Annotated in this window: 15 protein-coding genes; all 15 read right to left on the minus strand. The window is 54.4% G+C overall.

All coding sequences use genetic code 11. From position 1 onward, the window contains the following. Positions 1–54: 54 nt before the first annotated feature. Positions 55–1,305, minus strand: a complete 1,251-nt coding sequence (gene ftsA / locus NSQ80_RS13935) for a cell division protein FtsA (RefSeq protein ID WP_009225606.1) — start codon at positions 1,303–1,305, stop codon at positions 55–57. A gap of 255 nt (positions 1,306–1,560) precedes the next feature. Continuing rightward, a complete protein-coding gene (locus NSQ80_RS13940; RefSeq protein WP_009225605.1) occupies positions 1,561–2,328 on the minus strand; it encodes an FtsQ-type POTRA domain-containing protein in 768 nt (255 codons plus the stop codon). A gap of 116 nt (positions 2,329–2,444) precedes the next feature. Beyond that, on the minus strand, positions 2,445–3,725 hold the full coding sequence (gene murA, locus NSQ80_RS13945) for a UDP-N-acetylglucosamine 1-carboxyvinyltransferase (RefSeq protein ID WP_009225604.1): 1,281 nt from the start codon (positions 3,723–3,725) through the stop codon (positions 2,445–2,447). Between the two features lie 16 nt (positions 3,726–3,741). Beyond that, the gene (murB, locus tag NSQ80_RS13950) at positions 3,742–4,647 is read right to left on the minus strand and encodes a UDP-N-acetylmuramate dehydrogenase (protein ID WP_009225603.1); all 906 of its coding nucleotides are present in this window, start codon (positions 4,645–4,647) and stop codon (positions 3,742–3,744) included. A gap of 227 nt (positions 4,648–4,874) precedes the next feature. Next, the gene (murG, locus tag NSQ80_RS13955; protein WP_339299502.1) at positions 4,875–5,984 is read right to left on the minus strand and encodes an undecaprenyldiphospho-muramoylpentapeptide beta-N-acetylglucosaminyltransferase; all 1,110 of its coding nucleotides are present in this window, start codon (positions 5,982–5,984) and stop codon (positions 4,875–4,877) included. A gap of 4 nt (positions 5,985–5,988) precedes the next feature. Beyond that, positions 5,989–7,086 carry a stage V sporulation protein E gene (gene spoVE, locus NSQ80_RS13960; RefSeq protein WP_009225601.1) on the minus strand — a complete coding sequence of 366 codons (1,098 nt, stop codon included), beginning with the start codon at positions 7,084–7,086 and terminating at the stop codon, positions 5,989–5,991. A 49-nt stretch (positions 7,087–7,135) separates the two neighbouring features. After that, positions 7,136–8,560, minus strand: coding sequence for a UDP-N-acetylmuramoyl-L-alanine--D-glutamate ligase (gene murD, locus NSQ80_RS13965; RefSeq protein WP_036645666.1), 1,425 nt, complete (start codon positions 8,558–8,560; stop codon positions 7,136–7,138). A gap of 5 nt (positions 8,561–8,565) precedes the next feature. Continuing rightward, a complete protein-coding gene (mraY, locus tag NSQ80_RS13970; RefSeq protein ID WP_323076978.1) occupies positions 8,566–9,531 on the minus strand; it encodes a phospho-N-acetylmuramoyl-pentapeptide-transferase in 966 nt (321 codons plus the stop codon). A gap of 23 nt (positions 9,532–9,554) precedes the next feature. Further along, a complete protein-coding gene (murF, locus tag NSQ80_RS13975) occupies positions 9,555–10,952 on the minus strand; it encodes a UDP-N-acetylmuramoyl-tripeptide--D-alanyl-D-alanine ligase (protein ID WP_311202267.1) in 1,398 nt (465 codons plus the stop codon). Further along, the gene (locus tag NSQ80_RS13980; RefSeq protein WP_009225597.1) at positions 10,952–12,442 is read right to left on the minus strand and encodes a UDP-N-acetylmuramoyl-L-alanyl-D-glutamate--2,6-diaminopimelate ligase; all 1,491 of its coding nucleotides are present in this window, start codon (positions 12,440–12,442) and stop codon (positions 10,952–10,954) included. Before NSQ80_RS13980 ends, murF begins: the two co-directional genes overlap by 1 nt. 86 nt (positions 12,443–12,528) lie before the next feature. Further along, the gene (locus tag NSQ80_RS13985; protein WP_009225596.1) at positions 12,529–14,493 is read right to left on the minus strand and encodes a stage V sporulation protein D; all 1,965 of its coding nucleotides are present in this window, start codon (positions 14,491–14,493) and stop codon (positions 12,529–12,531) included. A gap of 83 nt (positions 14,494–14,576) precedes the next feature. Then, complete coding sequence (locus NSQ80_RS13990; protein WP_009225595.1) at positions 14,577–16,823, minus strand: penicillin-binding transpeptidase domain-containing protein; 2,247 nt, start codon at positions 16,821–16,823, stop codon at positions 14,577–14,579. Positions 16,824–16,842: 19 nt separating this feature from the next. Beyond that, complete coding sequence (locus NSQ80_RS13995) at positions 16,843–17,241, minus strand: hypothetical protein (RefSeq protein WP_009225594.1); 399 nt, start codon at positions 17,239–17,241, stop codon at positions 16,843–16,845. Next, a complete protein-coding gene (gene rsmH / locus NSQ80_RS14000; RefSeq protein ID WP_260070711.1) occupies positions 17,242–18,216 on the minus strand; it encodes a 16S rRNA (cytosine(1402)-N(4))-methyltransferase RsmH in 975 nt (324 codons plus the stop codon). A gap of 53 nt (positions 18,217–18,269) precedes the next feature. Then, complete coding sequence (mraZ, locus tag NSQ80_RS14005) at positions 18,270–18,707, minus strand: division/cell wall cluster transcriptional repressor MraZ (protein ID WP_009225592.1); 438 nt, start codon at positions 18,705–18,707, stop codon at positions 18,270–18,272. Positions 18,708–18,776 lie beyond the last annotated feature (69 nt).

Consider the following 18,776-nt stretch of genomic DNA (forward strand, 5'->3'; position numbering starts at 1 on the left):
TCTTCCATCTCCCCCTCAATATGCATGGATCGCCCATGCATCATTCCTGAACCACTATATAAATTCGCTAAACAAGTTCTTGAGTCGTTCCATCAATCCGCTCTTCCGAACGGTTTCCTGCGGTGCCGGAGCCTTGCTCCGGTTCGCGTTCTTCTTCGGGCTGGAAGCGCTGCGGATCCGCATGTTTCTGACCACCTTATGCAGAATTCCCACCCCGCCGGTGTAAGAAGGATCACGAACGCCGATGAAATCAGGCACAGCAATTCGAACCGAAGCTTCCAGCTCCTGCTGGGCAATCTTGAGCAATCCCGGCATGGACACCGTACCGCCGATCAGGATATATCCCCCCGGCTGCTCGCTGTAGCCAAGACGCTTGACTTCCTGGCGGATCAACTGAAAAATCTCCTGTACGCGCGGCTCCGCAATCGCGGCTAAATCCTCCTGCGTAAACTCCTTGTCCACATTGCTTCCGATCCGTGTCACCTTAAAGGTTACATCCGACGCCGCGTCCTCGATTGAAGCGCAGCCGTATTTCAACTTCGCCTTCTCCGCATGATCCGTTAACGTCCGAAGACCGTAGGCAATGTCGTTCGTTATAAATTCTCCCCCAATCGGAAGCGTGGATGTCGCAACGATCGTGCCGCTTTCAAATACAGCGATCGTCGTGGAACCCGCACCGATGTCTACCAGGACGGATCCCATCGTTTTTTCGTCTTTAGACAACGCCAATTGACCGGCAGCAAGCGACAGCAATATCAGATCCCGAACCTTAAGGCCGGCCTTCTCCACACAGCGAAGCAGATTGTGAATCGCCGTCTTGGAGCCGGTGACGATCGTCGCTTCCACTTCCAGCCGAACGCCAATCATCCCGCGCGGGTCCGAAATCCCTTCCAGTCCGTCCACGATATATTGCTTGGCCACCACATCGATAATTTCTCGTTCCGGCGGCAGGGCGATCACCTCGGCCGCCTTCAGGACCCGCTCGATGTCTTCTTCACCGATTTCCCGGTCTTCATTTTGTACGGCTACAACCCCGTGGCTCGTTTGGAGTCCGATGTGATTTCCCGAAATGCCGACATACACTTCAGATATTTGAATATCTACCATCCGTTCTGCATGATCCACAGCGCTGCGGATCGATTGCACCGTTTGGTCAATATCTACAATCGCGCCTTTTCGAATTCCTTCCGAGTCGGCAGATCCAACCCCAATAATATTAAAGGTTCCATTATTAATTTCCCCAATAATAGCACGAACTTTGGATGTACCGATGTCCAAACTAACAATGATGTCATTGTTGCTCAAGCCCCTGGCACCTCCTATTTCCCCATCAAAATATACTTGCAAAATATACTTGCCGTGTTAGATGCACTATCTACTAATTCAACGCCACTTAACCTTTCCCTCTTTTTTCTACAAATTTTTTGGCTTCCAACTTTTTACATCTCATAGACAGGAAGTAACCTGACTGTGGCAGAGACCCTGCCCCTATCTGAAAAATTAGAAGAAAAAAGAGGGAGAACGCCAACTAGCCCATAAAATGTATTTTATCATTGTTTTTCAATCATGAGTAGTATCATTTTGTCCATCGTCTCCGTCCTCCGTCGTGGAGTAAGGAACATAAGAATCCGCGTCCAGCATCGTCAGCTTTCCAGGATCCTGTGTTTGCAGAATTTCGTTCATGTATTCCGCCTTTTTGGCTAGGAGGGAAGTGGCTGAAATGATTTCGAATTTGGACCGGGTATACAGCTTAATTCGGTCCGGATAAGACAACGTTGGTGAAGGTACGATCTCCGAAATGTCTGCGGTCAGCTCGTCCGGAATTTGCGACAGCGTTTGGCAAAGTTTGACCAAGCCCTCGTCATCGTCCTTCCAACCGGTTAATATCGGCTTGTCCACCGGCATCGCCCCGTCCTTCAGGTCGATGCGCGTTCCGTTGGCGAGCAAGCCTCGCAGCTTCCCGTCCTCTGACAGCACATACGCTGCAATCGGATATTCCTCGATATGGATCGTTACGCTGCCGGGAAACGTTTTGTCTACCTCAGCTTGCTTCACCGAAGGAATCTCTTCCAGCTTGCGGGCGATATGATCGGCACTGACCGCAAAAAACGGCGAACCCACCTGAAGCCCTGTGGCGCCCAACAGCTCCATCTCCGTCGTATACGTATTGCCTTCAAACGTAATGACAGAAATTTTGCTCAGAGTTGAACGGAAAAATAGAACGCATAATAACGCGAGGAACAGCAAGATAAGTATGGTTTTGATTTTTCGTCCGCTTTTCTTCTTGGGCGCAGGTTCTTTTAGAACGGGTACATTCGCTTTTGGCATGTCATTTCTCCGCAACTTTCTGAATAAGTATTACAAAGCTTATTATCCCCTCCAGGGGAGGGGACAAAAGTTTAGGGCTATACTACGAAGGTTTCGCGAATCAGCATCACATTGACCTAGGCCAGATCCAGCTGACGCAAGGCTGGAGATTCACGGCGTACCGAGCCTCCAAGCCGTTGGAACATCGTTTCGATCCGATCATAACCACGGTCGATATGATGAACCTGCTCCACCACGGTTTGACCCTGGGCCGCCAAGCCGGCGATCACCAGCGCCGCCCCTGCACGCAGGTCGGTTGCTTCCACGGTCGCGCCGTAAAGCCGGGGCACCCCGCGAATAAACGCGGAATTCAGGTCCACCGTAATGTCGGCTCCCATGCGAACCAGCTCGCCCACATGCTTGAACCGGCCTTCGAACACGGTTTCTTTCATCACGCTCATTCCGTCCGCCAAGGATAACAGTACCATCACTTGGGACTGCAAATCGGTAGGAAACGAAGGATAAGGTGAGGTCACAATCCGTTCCACCGCTTTCGGACGGCCTGCACTGCTCAACGTTATTATATCATCGCTCACTCCGATTTGAACACCGGCCCGCTTGAGCACGTGCAGCAGCGAAACCAGATGCGAAGGGTTGCTGTGGGTTAGCGTTACGCTGCCGCGGGTGGCGGCAACGGCAATTAAAGCAGTACCCGCAACGATACGGTCCGGGATAATCTCGTAATCGCAAGGGAAGAGGCGTTTCACTCCTCTGATCGTAATCGTGTCGGTACCAGCGCCGATGATGCTGGCGCCCATGGCATTCAAGAAGTTTTGCAAATCCTGAATCTCCGGCTCCCGTGCTGCGTTCGTAATCATGGTTGTGCCTTCAGCCAACGCTGCCGCCATCATGATGTTCTCCGTTGCACCCACGCTGGGGAAATCCAGATGGATGTCGGTACCAACCAGCTTGCTGGCTCTGCACCATATTTGCTGATCGTGCTCTTCAATCTTCGCTCCTAAAGCTTCAAGTCCCTTCAAGTGCAGATCGATTTTCCGTTCCCCGATCGCACAGCCTCCCGGCTGATAGATGCATACTTCCCCAAACCGGGCAAGCAGCGGCCCCATCAAAAAGATGGAGGAGCGCATCTGTTTCATCAAATCCTCAGGAACATGGCTGGAATCTGCTCCCGAGGTATCGACAGTCACCGTATCTCCCAAATGGACGGCTTTACAGCCCAGTCGACCGAGAATGCCTAACATGACATCAATATCGAGCAGGCGGGGGACATTTCGAAGTTGCACCTTACCTTCCGCCAGCAGCGATGCGGCCAGAATCGGCAGTGCGGCATTTTTCGCTCCATGGATACGAATGGTTCCTGATAGGGGTTTCCCGCCTTCGATCACCAATTTGTCCAATGTATCACCTCCGAGTTTACCGTTCACCCACGAAGAAGACCTCCGGCACCAGCGCCACCCCAAATTGATCTTGGACGGCTGCCTTGACTTGCTCCATGAGCGCAAGAACGTCCTCTGCTGTCGCTTGCCCGGTATTGACGATGAAATTGGCATGCAGCGTGGACACTTCAGCCCCGCCGACCTTCATCCCTTTGAGACCCGCCGCTTCGATCAACCTGGCGGCATGATCGCCGGGCGGATTGCGAAATACGCTGCCTGCACAAGGCTGCGAGAGCGGCTGCGTTTTACGGCGGCGGTCCTTGTACGCCGCCATGGCCGCCGCGACCTCCAGCCGGTCACCCGCGGCAAGCGAAAAACGTGCCTGAGCCACGATCCCTCGCTGTTCATGCAGGACGGAATGCCGGTAGGCAAACTTCATATCCTCCGCTGTGTATGTGACCAATTCACCCGTCTCCAGAACAATGTCAGCGGATTTAAATATACGTGACACATCGGACCCGTGGGCACCGGCATTCATGTAGACGGCGCCGCCGACCGTACCCGGGATCCCCCCGGCGAATTCCAGCCCGGTTAACCCCTCTTTGCCCGCCATGATGCTGAGCCGGACGGTGGATGCGCCTCCTCCGGCGCTGACTTCCGTACCGTCGAAAACAATCTGCTCGAACTCACCACCCAGCCGGATGACGCAGCCTCGGATGCCTTTGTCGGAAACCAGCAGATTGGAGCCTTTTCCGATCATCATCCACGGGATTCCTTCTGCGTGGAGCAAGCGCATCAGCTCCGCAAGCTGCCGGGTCGTTTGTGGAACGGCCATCGCATCCGCCGGACCGCCGATTTTCCAAGTCGTGTACTTCGACATTGGCTCATTCGGCAACACCTCCAAGGCCTCCAGCCTGGTCAATTGTGATATCCACTGCTGCATCGTATAACCCTCCTTGACTTGAATGGCGGATACCTTCGGCGGTATTTCGCCGGGTGCCACTGTTCCATATCGGCAGCCGATGACTGCCGGAGCCCGGGTCCTGCAGGGTGATCATCTTGCCCCGCTTGGTTGTCACGATTTATAGAGTATCTTATGCCTCCCTCACGGAGAGTGTGACAATCGCCCAGCCCTCGGCACAAGGCCTTACGCCGCCCATGAACAGCGCCTTATTGGTGTTTGACGAGCCTCCGCATCTCTTCCACGATAAGATGAGCGGAATCCGGTTTGCCCAAGGCACGGGAAGCGGTCGACATCGCGCTGTGCCGACGCAAATCGCTCATCACGCGCTCGATGGACGCATACAGGCTGCGTCCCGTCAGCTCCGACTCCAAAATCACTTCGGCGGCACCGGCGCTCTCCAGCGCGCGGGCATTTTTCTCTTGATGATTGTTCGTCACGTTAGGGGATGGAATCAGAATCGCGGGGATCCCCAGCGCCGTAATTTCCGCCAAAAAAGAAGCCCCAGCACGGTTCACGATCAGCGAGGTGCAGGCCAGAACCTCCGGCATGTTATGCACATAAGGAAGCACCTGCAGATTGGCGGGCAACTCGCCCAATTTCGCCGAAATCGCCTCCACCGTCGAGGCATAATAGCGGTCTCCGGTGACGTACACAAATTTTAAGTGTTCGGACTGTTTAAGCAGCGGAGCCATTTCAACCATCGCTTGATTGATGGCTCGAGCTCCCTGACTGCCGCCGACCACAAGGACAACCGAGCTGCTAGGCGGCAAACCAAGGGATTCAAAGCCCTTTTGTTTATCGGCTGCAAATACGGTTGTCGCCCGCGGATTTCCCGTGTAAATGACGTTTCGAGCTGCGGGGAACGCCTTTTCCGATCCCTCGAAGCTGACGGCAACCGTCGATGCGTATTTGCTCAGGAAGCGGTTCGTTAAGCCCGGAATGGCGTTCTGTTCATGAATGATGCTGGGAATGCCCAGCTTGGCCGCAGCGTACACCACCGGACCGCAGACATATCCGCCGGTTCCGATGACGACATCGGGCTTAAATTGTTTTAACAGTTTCTTGGAAGTTTGCACTCCCTTGAGAAAACGCATGACCGTTTTCACATTATCGAATGACAGCTTCCGACGGAAGCCGGTAATCTCAATCGCTTCAAACGGAATTCCTTGCTGCGGAACAATCGAGCTTTCAAGCCCGCGCTTGCCTCCAATGTACAGAAATTCGGAGCCGGGAAATTCCTTGGCGCATTGGCTGGCGACGGCCAGAGCCGGGTAAATATGCCCCCCGGTTCCGCCGCCGCTTAGTACGACGCGCATATTCTCACCTCGCATAACGGGATAAATTCAGTAGAATGCCCAGCGCGGTCAGCATCAGCGTCAGCGAAGATCCTCCGTAACTGATCAGCGGCAGCGTAATGCCGGTGACCGGCATCAGGCCGATGACAACGCCGATGTTGATCACGACCTGCACGCCAACCATGCCAACGATCCCAACGGCAAGCAAGCTGCCAAACAGATCGTCGATGGTCATGGCAACGCGCATACCGCGCCATACTAAAATTAAAAACAATAACAGAACCAAAAGTCCGCCGATAAAACCTAATTCCTCTGCTAGGATCGAGAAGATAAAGTCGGTTTGCGGCTCCGGCACGTAGCTGTATTTTTGCCGGCTCATCCCCAGTCCCAAGCCCGCCAATCCGCCGGGTCCAATCGCATACAGCGACTGGATGATCTGATATCCTGCGCCCAGCGGGTCCGACCAGGGATCAAGGAAGGCGGTGATCCGCTTCAGCCGGTAAGGCGCTGCCAGGATCAAGCCGACGAAGCCCAGCGCTCCCACGGCCGCCAGGCCGGCTAAATGCCGAATGCGTGCACCTGCGGTAAACACGATCAACAGGGAAGCGCCCAGCATGACCGTCCCCGTCCCCAAATCGGGCTGAAGCATGATTAAGCCGAAGGCAAGTCCGATAATCCCAAGCGGCGGCAGCAGGCCTTTCGTAAAATTCGTGATCTTGTAATCTTCCTTACTCAGCCAATAGGATAGAAACAAGATCATGCCAAGCTTCATAAACTCGGAGGGTTGAATCCCAAACGAGCTGATGCCCAGCCAGCTGCGCGCCCCGCCGCGCACGACCCCGATACCGGGAATCAGCACGATCACGAGCAGGATGAAGCATAGAACCAGCCCGATTTTGGCGTATTTCCGCAGCAGACGGTAATCTACATTCATCATCAGGAACATCGCGATTAACCCAAGTACAGCAAAGAGCAGCTGCCTCTTGACGAAATAGAAAGAATCGCCGTAATCATGGAAAGCGAGTACGGAACCCGCGCTGTATACCATTACGATTCCGATCGCCAGCAATCCGAGAATGCTGGCCGCCAGCCAAAAATCCGGCGCCGTACGGCTCTTGCCCATCGTGGATGCCACCTCTTAACCGAAAGTAGGGGCTTTTCCACCCCCCTACTTAAAGGGTATGCACCGCCTCTTTAAAAATGCGTCCACGCTCCTCATAGGAAGGGAACATATCCCAGCTGGCACAGGCTGGCGAGAGCAGAACGATATCTCCCGGCTCCGCCAGGCTTGCAGCCTCCTTCAGCGCAGCACGCAGCGTATCTGCGGCGCTGTCCACAGTATCGACCAGCACGATGTGCGATAGACCCGCCAGCTCAGCGACTCTAGCAATTTTTTCTTTCGTTTGCCCCATCGCCACAACGGCTTTCACCTTCTCTTTGAAAACCGGCAGCAGCTCCATATAATCCGAGCCGCGGTCCAAACCGCCGGCGATCAGCACGATGGGTGCCTGCAGCGCGCCGAGGGCCATGACCGTCGCTTTGGAATTGGTCGCTTTGGAGTTGTTATAGTAAACGACGCCTTGCTTCTCGTCCACATACTCCAAACGATGCTCCACACCGTGGAACGTTCGCAGTGGCTCCGCAAGCGCTTCTGGTGCGGCACCCGCCGCAATCGCCGCCGCAACCGCCGCCAGCGCGTTCTCGATGTTAAAGCGGCCCGGCAAGGCGATGTCGGCAATGTCGATGATGACACGCACCTCGCCATCAGCCCCCCGATACATGATGCGGCGGGCCAGCCCGTCTTCAACGTCCGGAATGTATGCCGGCTCGACGTAAACACCCTCCGACTGCAACTCCTCGGTCATGGAGAAAGGGATCAGCTTCGCTTTTATGTAAGGCACAAGCTCCCGGCACACGGGGTCGTCCCAATTGAGGACGGCGCGGTCCGTTTCCCGTTGATTCGCAAACAGCTTGGCTTTCGACGAGATGTAATCATCCATTGTCCCATGATAATCCAGGTGCGTCTCCGCCACGTTCAGCAAGCAGGCTACCTCCGGGCGGAACGCCCGGGTCCCCTTCAGCTGAAAGCTGCTGAGCTCGGCGACCAGCCAATTGCCTTCATCCGCCTCCTCAGCGGCCTCGCACAGCGGGATGCCGATATTGCCAGCGACAATCGGTCTCATGCCGGCAGCCTCCAGCATGTTGCCGATCCACGTTGTCGTGGTCGTTTTACCGTTGGATCCGGTGATCCCGAGAATGGGAGCCGGGCTGATCAAATAAGCGACCTCCACCTCCGTCACAACCTCGATGCCAAGCTCAATCGCCCTGGCCACGGGAGGCGCGGTATACGGGATTCCGGGGTTTTTAACGACCAGCGAAACGCCCTCATGAATGAGATCGTCCGGGTGACCTCCGCATACAACAGAAATTCCCAAAGCCTCCAATTCGGATGCTTCGGGACACTGTTCTCGTTCTTTTTTATCGTTGACCGTGATGACGGCGCCATAATGATGCAGGGTTTTGGCGACCTGAACGCCGCTTCTCGCCAAACCGAGAACGACAACCTGACGTCCCCGGTATTCTTCTGGATGATTCATCTTCATTACAACCCCTTGTTCAAGTAAAGTCCTATGACCGCCAGCACCAGTCCAACCGCCCAGAAGGTGACGTCAACGCGCCATTCCGACCATCCGGACAACTCGAAATGATGGTGAATCGGGCTCATTTTAAATACCCGTTTGCCGCGTGTCTTAAACGAAATGACCTGGATGACGACGGACAACATTTCGATGACGAAAATTCCGCCGATGACCAGGAACAACAGCTCGGTTTTGGTGACGATCGCAATCGCTCCAATCGCCCCGCCGATGCCCAGCGAACCGGTATCGCCCATGAACACCTTGGCCGGATGAGCGTTAAATACCAGAAAGCCCAGCACGGCACCGATCATGGCTGCCGCACAAACCGCGGCAGGAAGCGAAGTCACCTGCATGGCGATCACCGCAAACGCCCCCAGTGCAATCGCGCTGACGCCAGACAGCAAGCCGTCCACGCCATCGGTAAAATTCACGGCGTTGGTCACCGCCATCATCATAATGACGATAAACGGATAATAGAACCACGGGCCCCAGTCAAACGCAATGTCCGTCCCCGGGATAACGATCGCTGTGCTATGGCCCTCCGAGATGAGCAAGGCACACATGATTCCGGCGAACAGCAGCTGTCCAATCAATTTCTGTCTGGGTGTGAGACCCAAAGACCGATTAAATACAATTTTGATATAGTCGTCGAGAAATCCGACCAGTCCAAAGCCAAGCGTGGCGACCAGAAGCACGTAGAAGTCGGTATTCACAACGGAAAATTTCAAGAAAGCTAACGTAAACGCCAATAGGATAATGATGCCGCCCATCGTTGGCGTTCCCGCCTTTTTCAAATGGCTTTGCGGCCCTTCGCCGCGGATTTGCTGGCCGAATTTGAGTCTTCTCAGCAGCGGAATGATCAGCGGAGCCGAGATGACCTCCAGAATAAAAGATACGCCGATCGTTAGCAAGATAAGTCCAAAATCCATGGGATCCCCCCCTTTCGCCGGTATTAGTGTGTCAGCTCGCTAGTTTTGATCGCTTCGACGACTTCTTCGAGTTTCATGCCTCGGGAAGCCTTAACCAAGACGACGTCCTGCGGATGCAGCAACGAAACCAGCTTGCGGATCAGTTCAGACTTATCAGTATATGCATGAATGAAATTCGGGTCCAACTGTTTCTTCGCCCCTTCGGCGATGTGGCGGGAAAGCGGACCGCAGGTGAACAGCTGATCCACCGTACCTGGTGTCAACATCTCCCCGATTTCGCGATGGTAATCTGCCTCGGAATCGCCCAGCTCCAGCATATCGCCGAGCACGGCGATTTTCTTCCGATACCCTTTCATATGCTCCAAAACGCCAAGGGCCGCTTTCATCGAAGTGGGGCTGGCGTTGTACGCGTCGTTCAGGATCGTAATGCCGCTCCGTCCGGTAATAACCTCAATCCGCATTCCGGTCAGCTCCACTTTGCTGAAGCCCTCGCGGATCGCTGCTTCGCCCACCCCGTAATGACGGGCAACCGTGATCGCCGCAAGCGCATTGGATACGTTATGCTCGCCGAGAAGCGGCAGTTCCAGCGGATCGCCTTCACTGCCATGCGGCGTAAACAACGTTTGATGGTCCGTAAACAGGATCCCCGTGGGATACTGGTCATTCTCCGGACGCAGCCCAAACGTTGCCGTTTGCAGTCCTTCCGGCTTCACCGTAGACGGCTCGGCCAACACTTTAGGGATGAGAGGTTCGTCCCCATTGTAGATGAACAGTCCTCCCGGCTTCATGCCCGCTAGAATTTCCAGCTTGGCTCTTGCGATCTCTTCCCGCGAACCCAGCTGCAGCAAGTGGGATTCGCCAATGTTGGTGACAACCGCCGTTTCCGGTTCACCGATCTTCGAAAGCAGTTCGATTTCCCCACGGCCGCTCATCCCCATCTCCAGTACGGCGATTTCCGTATCTTCCGGCATGGCCAAGATCGTTAACGGAAGGCCGATATGGTTGTTGAAATTCCCTTTGGTTTTATGCACTTTATAAGTCGTAGACAAAAGAGCGTAAACCAAGTCTTTGGTCGTCGTTTTCCCGTTGCTTCCGGTGATCCCGACGACTTTAGCTCCGGTTTCGGTCAAGTATGATTTGGCCAGCGCCTGCAGCGCAATTAGCGTATCGTCCACGAGTACGGCCGGGCCTGGCGGCGTTCCCTTCGAGAGTGCCCACAGGCAAGCGCCTGCTCCCGCCTGCAGGCAGTCCGAGGCGAAATCATGGCCGTCGAACCGTTCTCCCGCCAGCGGCACAAACAGGCAGCCTTTCGTTATTTGCCGGGAGTCCGTCACAACGCCTTGCACCACGATGCCGGCATCGCCCGCTTCCCGAATCTGTCCGCCGCACATCGCGGCAATTTCCGCTAAGTTTCTTTTGATCACTTTGCCAAACCCCTTATCGCTTCTTTTGCAACGATTCGATCGTCAAAATCGAGCACCTTGGAGCCTATCAATTGATAGGTCTCATGGCCTTTCCCCGCAATCAATACTACATCCTCACGGCTTGCCATTTCAATAGCCTTCCCGATGGCCTCGCGGCGGTCGACGATCAGCTCATAACGCGCCTGATCCACGCCGTCCTCAACGAGTCCCTGTTCGATGTCCCGTAAGATGGCTTGCGGGTCTTCCGTGCGAGGATTATCAGAGGTCACCAGTACGTAATCTGCATACTTCGCGGCGATTTGGCCCATAATCGGACGTTTCTTCCGGTCCCGATCCCCGCCGCAGCCGAAGACGCAAATCACTCGGCCTTTCGCGAATTCATTCACCGTCCGCAGCACATTCTCCAATCCGTCCGGGGTATGGGCGTAATCCACAATCACGGCGAAATCCTGACCTTCATCCACCGCTTCCACCCGGCCCTCAACGCCTTTCACCGATTCCAGGCTGGCCTTGATCTGCTCTAGCGGTATGCCTTCCAAGAGCGTCGCCGAGATGGCTGCCAGCGCGTTGTACACATTAAACTTCCCTACCATCCGCAAGGAGATATCTGCGCTCCCGCGGAACGTATCCACGTGGAAGGACGTCCCCCGTGCGGTAATCGAGATGTTTGAGGCTCTAACGTCGGCATCTTGCTCCACGCCATACGTAATCACCTCAGCCGCCGTCTGCTTGGCAAAATAAGCGCTCGCCGGGTCGTCAACATTCAGCACGGCATAGCTGCGCTCCTCTGGATTTTCCGCATACGTATTGCCCAGTCGGGAGAAAAACAATCCTTTGGCCCAGCGGTATTCGTCCATTGTCTTATGATAATCCAGATGATCCTGGGTCAAGTTCGTAAAAACGGCCGTCCGGAAGCGGGTTCCTTTCACGCGCCCTTGCGCCAGCGCATGAGAGGACACTTCCATTACACAATACTCACCGCCGCCTTCAGCCATGTCATGCAAATATTGCTGCAGCTCCAGCGACTCCGGCGTTGTCCCGGACATCGGATACGTCTGCCCGGCGAACCGGCGTTGGATCGTGCCGATCAATCCCGTTTCCCTGCCTTGATCTTGCAAAATCCGCTCGATCAGATAAGTGGTGGTCGTCTTGCCGTTCGTGCCGGTCACGCCGATGACTTTCAGCCGCGAGCTTGGCGCGCCGAAGAATACGCCTCCGAGCACAGCCATCGCCTGCCGGCTGTCCTTGACTTTAAGCTGCGGCAAGGCAACATCGTCCAGCCACCGTTCTACTACAAGTGCCGCGGCACCTTGTTCTTCCGCCTGCCGGGCATAATCGTGACCATCCACCGTATGGCCGGGAAGGCAAATAAATAGATCCCCCGGCTGTACCTTGCGCGAATCGATCGCAATCCCCGTACAGGACGTTTCCCCATCCCCTCGTATCTGCGATGTCATAAAATACGTTGCTAGTTTCTTAAGCAGCATAGGTTACCCCTCCGTCTTTCAACTGCGTGTTGTACCGCTACACACTCATACTATATTATCACCAAATTTAACTAAGTTCAGGATTATTATTCACTTGTGATCGAGTTATGATCATGCTGTTGCTCTGCCTCCGCTTCTGTCCCCATGTAGATGCGGATCGTCGATCCTTTCTCTACCCGGGCCCCCGCTTTCGGAGCTTGGTTGATCACCACATTGCCGGTGCCGGATCTCGCCAGGTTGAAGTTCATGTTCAAATCCTCGTAGATTTCCTGGGTCGTGTGGCCGATCAGATCAGGTACCGTTACGATTGGCGTCTCTCCGTATTTATACTTCTTGTTGACCTGCTGCTCGCGAGGCGGAACCTTCATATATTCCAGTGCATCCTCCATGATGTTGCGTACGATCGGAGCGGCCACCACGCCGCCGAATTGAATGCCTTGCGGGTTATCCACCGCCGTGTATACGACGATTTGCGGGTCGTCTGCCGGAGCGAAGCCGATAAACGAAACGATATGTTCATTTTGCGAGTAACGCCCGTTCACAACCTTTTGCGCTGTCCCGGTTTTGCCGCCAACCCGATACCCGTCGATAAACGCGTTCCCGCCGGTTCCGTTAGCGACGACGCTTTCCAGCGCCATGCGGATCTGCTTGGAGGTCTCTTCCGAAATGACCTGCCGCACCAGCTGCGGCTTGTTCTCCGAAACCACCTCGCCCGTCTCCGGATTCGTCCACGCTTTGGCTACATAAGGTTTATACAGCTTGCCGCCGTTGATCGCCGCGGATACCGCCGTAATCTGCTGGATCGGAGTCACCGAAACGCCTTGACCAAACGAGGTCGTCGCCAGTTCCACCGGCCCTACTTGCGAGAGCTTAAACAGAATCCCGTTCTCTTCCCCGTTCAGGTCGATGCCGGTTTTGCTGCCGAAGCCGAAATTTTTGATGTATTGGAACAGCGTTTCTTTCCCCAGCCGTTGACCTAAGGCGACAAACCCGGGGTTGCAGGAGTTTTCTACGACCTGAAGGAACGTTTGGCTGCCGTGGCCGCCTTTCTTCCAGCAGCGCAGGGTTGCCCCGCCCACCTTGACGTAACCCGGATCAAAAAAACGCTCATTCAGCAAATCCACCTTTTTCTCTTCCAATGCCGCAGCCAATGTAATGATTTTGAAGGTGGAACCTGGTTCGTACGTCATCCAGATTGGTAAATTCCGGTTATACACTTCTGCATCATATTCTTGGTAGGCTTCCGGCTCATACCCCGGCCGGGCAGCCATGCCAAGGATTTCTCCCGTCTTCGGGTTCATCGCAATTGTCAGCGCTGAATCAGCCTGCAGCCGGTCCATCGCCTGATCCAACTCCCGCTCGATGATGCTCTGGATCGTCTTATCGATCGTCAGCGTCAGATTCAGGCCGTCCTTCGGCTCCACGTATTTCTCCGACGAACCTGGCATCAAGCGCCCGCCGGCATCGGACAAATAAGACACGCTTCCGTTCATGCCGCTGAGCAGGTTGTCGTATTTGCTTTCCACGCCGGTAAGGCCTTGGTTGTAGCCGCCGGTGAAGCCCAGGATATGTGCTGCCAATCCCCCGAAGGGGTAGTAGCGCTTATTGTCTTCGGCAACAACAATACCCGGAAGAGCCAAATCACGAATTTGCTGCGCTTTTTCCATCGTAATTTTGCGTCCGCCGGGTTGCAGCCTGACTATGGATTGTCTCTTGGTGATCGTCTTCAGTACCGATTCCTCGGTCATCCCAAGCAGCGGCGCCAGGCTCTTGGCCGTCTGCTCCGGATTTTTGATCTGCACCGGAATGGCCATCACCGTTGGCGTCGTAATATTATAAGCAAGCACCGTGCCGTTGCGGTCGCTGATTTCGCCGCGCTTCGCCGAATACGGGATGTTCCGGCGCCAGGAATCCTCCGCTTTGGCGGACAATTCAGCGCCTTTCCCGATTTGAACGTAGGCAAGACGCACGGCCAGCGCCGCAAACAGCAAACACAACACCATTAACAGCCAGAATAATCTTCGTCGTACAGTAAATCTGGATACTTTCACAGGTCGCCCCCCTTACCCATCCTGACATCATCATGATTGCACTCATCACATGACTATTCAGGACAACCAGGGGTTAGAACAAGCTATGGCGAGTCCGAGGTCTCCTTCTCTCCGGCATCGTTCCCTTGATCGCCGCTGGTTGAGGCATCCTCCACCTGCTCATCGTTGGACGAAGTTTCCTCCTTATCCGGCGGTTCCAGGGTAAGGATTACACGTCTGCCGCCGTTCTCGTTGACAACCTCCTGTGAGACGACGTAGCCTTCCCCATTCGCCGTAACCGGGATTTGAAGGACCGATAGTAACTCCAAGGCATCGCGCAGCGATTCGCCTTGCAGGTTTGGCACATTGATGTCCGATCCCTTCTCCGTAAGCAAGTAAACGAATTGCCCGGATTTGAGCGTCGTTCCCGCCTTCGGGAATTGGGAGATAATCGTATCCCCTTTCCCATATGTTGCATAGGAAATGCGACTTGCCGACAGTTTGTCCTTGGCTTGTTGAACTGGCAACCCGCCGACATCCGGAACTTTTGGTCCCGAAGCCGCTGTCTTCGAGGAGTTACCGGACGCGCTGCCTTCGATTTTTTTCGGAACTCCCATATACTGCAGCGTTTGATTTACGATCTGCTTAAACACCGGAGCGGCGGCGGCCCCCCCGCCCAGTTCCGAGTCCTTGGGTTCGTCGATCAAGACGATAACCGCGATCTTCGGATCATCCACCGGCGCATAGCCGATAAATGAAACGACCTGTTTCGTGTAATCATATTGGCCGTTAACTACCTTTACTGCAGTCCCCGTCTTACCGGCAACCCGATACCCTTCGATGTAGGCGTGACGTCCCGTCCCGATCTTTTGGTCCGAGACCACCTGCTCCAAATAAGTTCCAACTTCTTTCGCTTTGTCGGGAGAGATCACCTGCTGAAGCACTTTAGGTTTGGTTTCCACCGTCTCCCCGGTTTGCGGATCGGTGATGGACTTGACGATATGCGGCTCCATCAGCTTGCCGCCATTCGCGATGGCCGATACCGCCACAATTTGCTGCAACGGCGTCACAAGCAGCTTCCCGTGGCCGTATGACATCGCCGCAAAGTCAGCCTGCTGCACCGGATCCACGATCCCTTTGGATTCCCCCGGCAGCTCGATGCCCGTTTTTTTCCCGAATCCGAATTGATCGACGTACGTCTTCAGACGTTCCGGACCCAGCATCTCGTAACCCAGCTTGACGAAAGCGACGTTACTGGAGCGTTTCACGCCTTCCAGATACGTGATCTCGCCCCAGCCGGAACGCTTCAAGTCGTGAATCGTTTGCCCCGGCACCCGGATGCTGCCGGATTTGTATGTAGCATTTGGATTAAATAAGCCTTCCTGTACCGCCCCGGCCAAGGTCACGATTTTAAATGTGGAACCTGGCTCGTAAACGGATTTGATCGCGTGGTTATAGAAATTTTTCTGATCGACATCCGCCCAATATTCATTGGGGTTATAGGTCGGCATATTCGCCATGCCAAGGATTTCCATCGTCTTCGGATCGGCCGCAATCACCGTCATACTGATCGGCTGCAGCTGATCGTACGCTTCCTTCATCGCCTGCTCGATGTAGTACTGGATCGTGTAGTCAATCGTCAGCTTCAGGTTGTCTCCGTTCTTCGGCGGGTTATAAATTTCGCTGGCTTTCGGAATCTCAATTCCCCGGCCGTCCCGCTTGTACTCGAGCGAACCGTCAACGCCCTTGAGCTGCTCATCGAAGTAGGCTTCAATACCGGATACGGCTTTGCCTTCGCGGTCGATGTATCCCAAGACGTGGGAAGCCAAGCTTTGATTCGGATAATACCGCTTCTGATCCTTGATCAAGTAAATGCCGACGTCCTGCAGTTTGCTATGCTTTTCCTTCAGCTCGTCGATCAATGCCTGCACCTGATTCTTCAGGTCTTGATCAATCTTCCAGCCCTCGTTCCGAACCTCGCGTTGCGTATAGTACTCGCCGGACTCTTTTTTGGCACTGACGATTTTCCGGAGTTCACTTTCATCTTTACCGAGGACCTTGCCAAGCCCTTCAACTACCTCGTCCTGAAGGCCGTACTTGTTAATCAGTTCGGGATTGACGGCCACCGTGTAAGCCGGAGCATCCACCGCCAGGACATCGCCATTCCGATCCGTGATCGTTCCTCTCGTTGCGGGCAGCAACTTTTTGGTTGACCACAGCTCCTCCGCATGCGCCTGCCAAAAGTCCGCTTGCACGACCTGCAGCCAAAACGCTCTACCGATCAATACAGCAAAAAAGAGGGTAATACATCCCCCTATCAGCAGTGTTCGAAGCTTTATTCGCTTGATCATGGCAAAACCTCTTTAGACATTATTTCTTGGCCGTTTCAACGCCATCTGCCGGTACATTCACATGAAAGCCTTCTACCTCCGGCTGAACATAACCGAGCTCCTTCGCCTTCTCCGGAATTTGCTCCTCCAGCTTTTCCTTTTGAATGCTTAGTTCCTTCACTTCCGCGTTGATCGCTTGAATGTCCGTATTCAAATTAAACATTTGGCGCTTAATGTTGTAAAGTGACACATTTTGCCATAACAACCCGCCCATCACGGCTACGCAAAAAATAACCGTCATCATATACAGCAACTTCTCACGAACCGGCAACGGCGAACGGCGGGTCACCACCTTCGTTGTTTCCCGATAACGCTGCGGTTGATAGCTGCGTTCCGCTTGCTTCTCCTTGACTGCCAGATTCCCACGCGTATATGCCATTTACGATACCTCCACACCGGTTTGCAATTTCTCCGCCACGCGTAATTTCGCGGAACGGGCCCTCGGATTGTCAGCCAACTCCTGCTCCGACGGAACGATTGGTTTCCGGTTGATTAATTTAAGTGATCCTTTGCCGCCGCACACGCACATCGGAAAATCGGGCGGGCAAGTACATTTCTCCACATAGCTGGCAAAGATTTGCTTACAGATTCGGTCCTCCAACGAGTGGAAGGTGATGACCGAAACCCGTCCTTCCGGCGCCAAACAACGGATGGCCGCATGCAGCCCTTCTTCGAATGCGCCCAGCTCATCGTTAACCGCGATGCGCAATGCCTGAAAGCTGCGCTTGGCTGGGTGGCCCCCCGTACGCCTTGCAGCCGCCGGGATGCCCTCCTTGATCAGCTCGACGAGCTGCCCCGTCGTTTCGATCGGCTCCTGTGCTCGCCGGTCTGCAATGACCTTGGCGATCCGCCTGGAAAATTTCTCCTCGCCGTATTGGAACAAAATACGAGCAATTTCGCGTTCCGGCCACGTATTTACGATCTCCCGAGCCGTCAATGCGGCCGATTGATCCATCCGCATATCGAGCGGCGCGTCCGCGTTATAGCTAAACCCCCGCTCCCCTTCGTCAAACTGAGGGGAGGAAACACCGAGGTCGAACAATACGCCGTCCACCTGGGGAACCCCGTTTAGCTGCGGCACCCCTTCGATCTCCCGCAGTTTTTGCTCGATGTAGCGGAAATTGCTTTTTACCAAAGTTAACTTGTCCGCATAGGCTGCGAGCCGCTCCTTGGCATTGTCCAGCGCCCAGTCGTCCTGGTCGAAAGCGATCAGCCTTCCCCCTGGACCTAGCTTGGATAAGATGACGGAGCTGTGGCCGCCGCCTCCCAGCGTACAATCCACATAAATGCCGTCCGGCTTGATGCGCAGCCCTTCTGTCGCTTCTTCTTTGAGTACCGTGATGTGATGAAACAAGACTTACGCCCCCAAACCTGAATTCATTTGACTAGCTTAAAGAATAACTCCTTCTAAAGATCGAAGTTGAAATCCACCAGCTTCTCAGCAATTTCGTTAAACGTATCTTCCGACTGCTGGAAGTATTGCTCCCACGTGTCTTTGCTCCAAATTTCCACGCGATTCGACACGCCTAAAACAACGCAATCCTTCTCCAGCTTGGCATACTGCCGTAAATTACTTGGCAAGTTTACCCTTCCCTGTTTATCCCATTCACATTCGGTTGCACCCGAGAAAAAGAAGCGGGTAAACGCACGGGCGTCGGATTTCATCAGTGGCAAAGCCTTCAGCTTCTGTTCCAGCACTTCCCATTCCTGCATCGGATAAACGAAAAGACACTGGTCCAAGCCGCGGGTAACCACGAAAGAGCTGCCGAGGAGTTCACGAAACTTAGCCGGAATAATAATCCGGCCTTTATCGTCAATGCTATGTTGGAACTCCCCCATAAACATTGGTGACTCACTCCTTACCTCTTTCCCCCACTTTGCACCACTTTACACCACTGTGATATGTAACTATTC

It is taken from the genome of Paenibacillus sp. FSL K6-2441 (assembly GCF_037964765.1).
Lineage (GTDB): Bacteria > Bacillota > Bacilli > Paenibacillales > Paenibacillaceae > Fontibacillus > Fontibacillus phoenicis.

What these genes read in the sequence shown, in the direction of transcription:
- NSQ80_RS13940 (WP_009225605.1), bottom strand. Translation starts at nt 2,328, where the DNA reads ATGCCAAAAGCGAATGTACCCGTTCTAAAAGAACCTGCGCCCAAGAAG.
- murB (WP_009225603.1), bottom strand. Translation starts at nt 4,647, where the DNA reads ATGCAGCAGTGGATATCACAATTGACCAGGCTGGAGGCCTTGGAGGTG.
- murG (WP_339299502.1), bottom strand. Translation starts at nt 5,984, where the DNA reads ATGCGCGTCGTACTAAGCGGCGGCGGAACCGGGGGGCATATTTACCCG.
- spoVE (WP_009225601.1), bottom strand. Translation starts at nt 7,086, where the DNA reads ATGGGCAAGAGCCGTACGGCGCCGGATTTTTGGCTGGCGGCCAGCATT.
- murD (WP_036645666.1), bottom strand. Translation starts at nt 8,560, where the DNA reads ATGAATCATCCAGAAGAATACCGGGGACGTCAGGTTGTCGTTCTCGGT.
- mraY (WP_323076978.1), bottom strand. Translation starts at nt 9,531, where the DNA reads ATGGATTTTGGACTTATCTTGCTAACGATCGGCGTATCTTTTATTCTG.
- NSQ80_RS13980 (WP_009225597.1), bottom strand. Translation starts at nt 12,442, where the DNA reads ATGCTGCTTAAGAAACTAGCAACGTATTTTATGACATCGCAGATACGA.
- NSQ80_RS13990 (WP_009225595.1), bottom strand. Translation starts at nt 16,823, where the DNA reads ATGATCAAGCGAATAAAGCTTCGAACACTGCTGATAGGGGGATGTATT.
- NSQ80_RS13995 (WP_009225594.1), bottom strand. Translation starts at nt 17,241, where the DNA reads ATGGCATATACGCGTGGGAATCTGGCAGTCAAGGAGAAGCAAGCGGAA.
- mraZ (WP_009225592.1), bottom strand. Translation starts at nt 18,707, where the DNA reads ATGTTTATGGGGGAGTTCCAACATAGCATTGACGATAAAGGCCGGATT.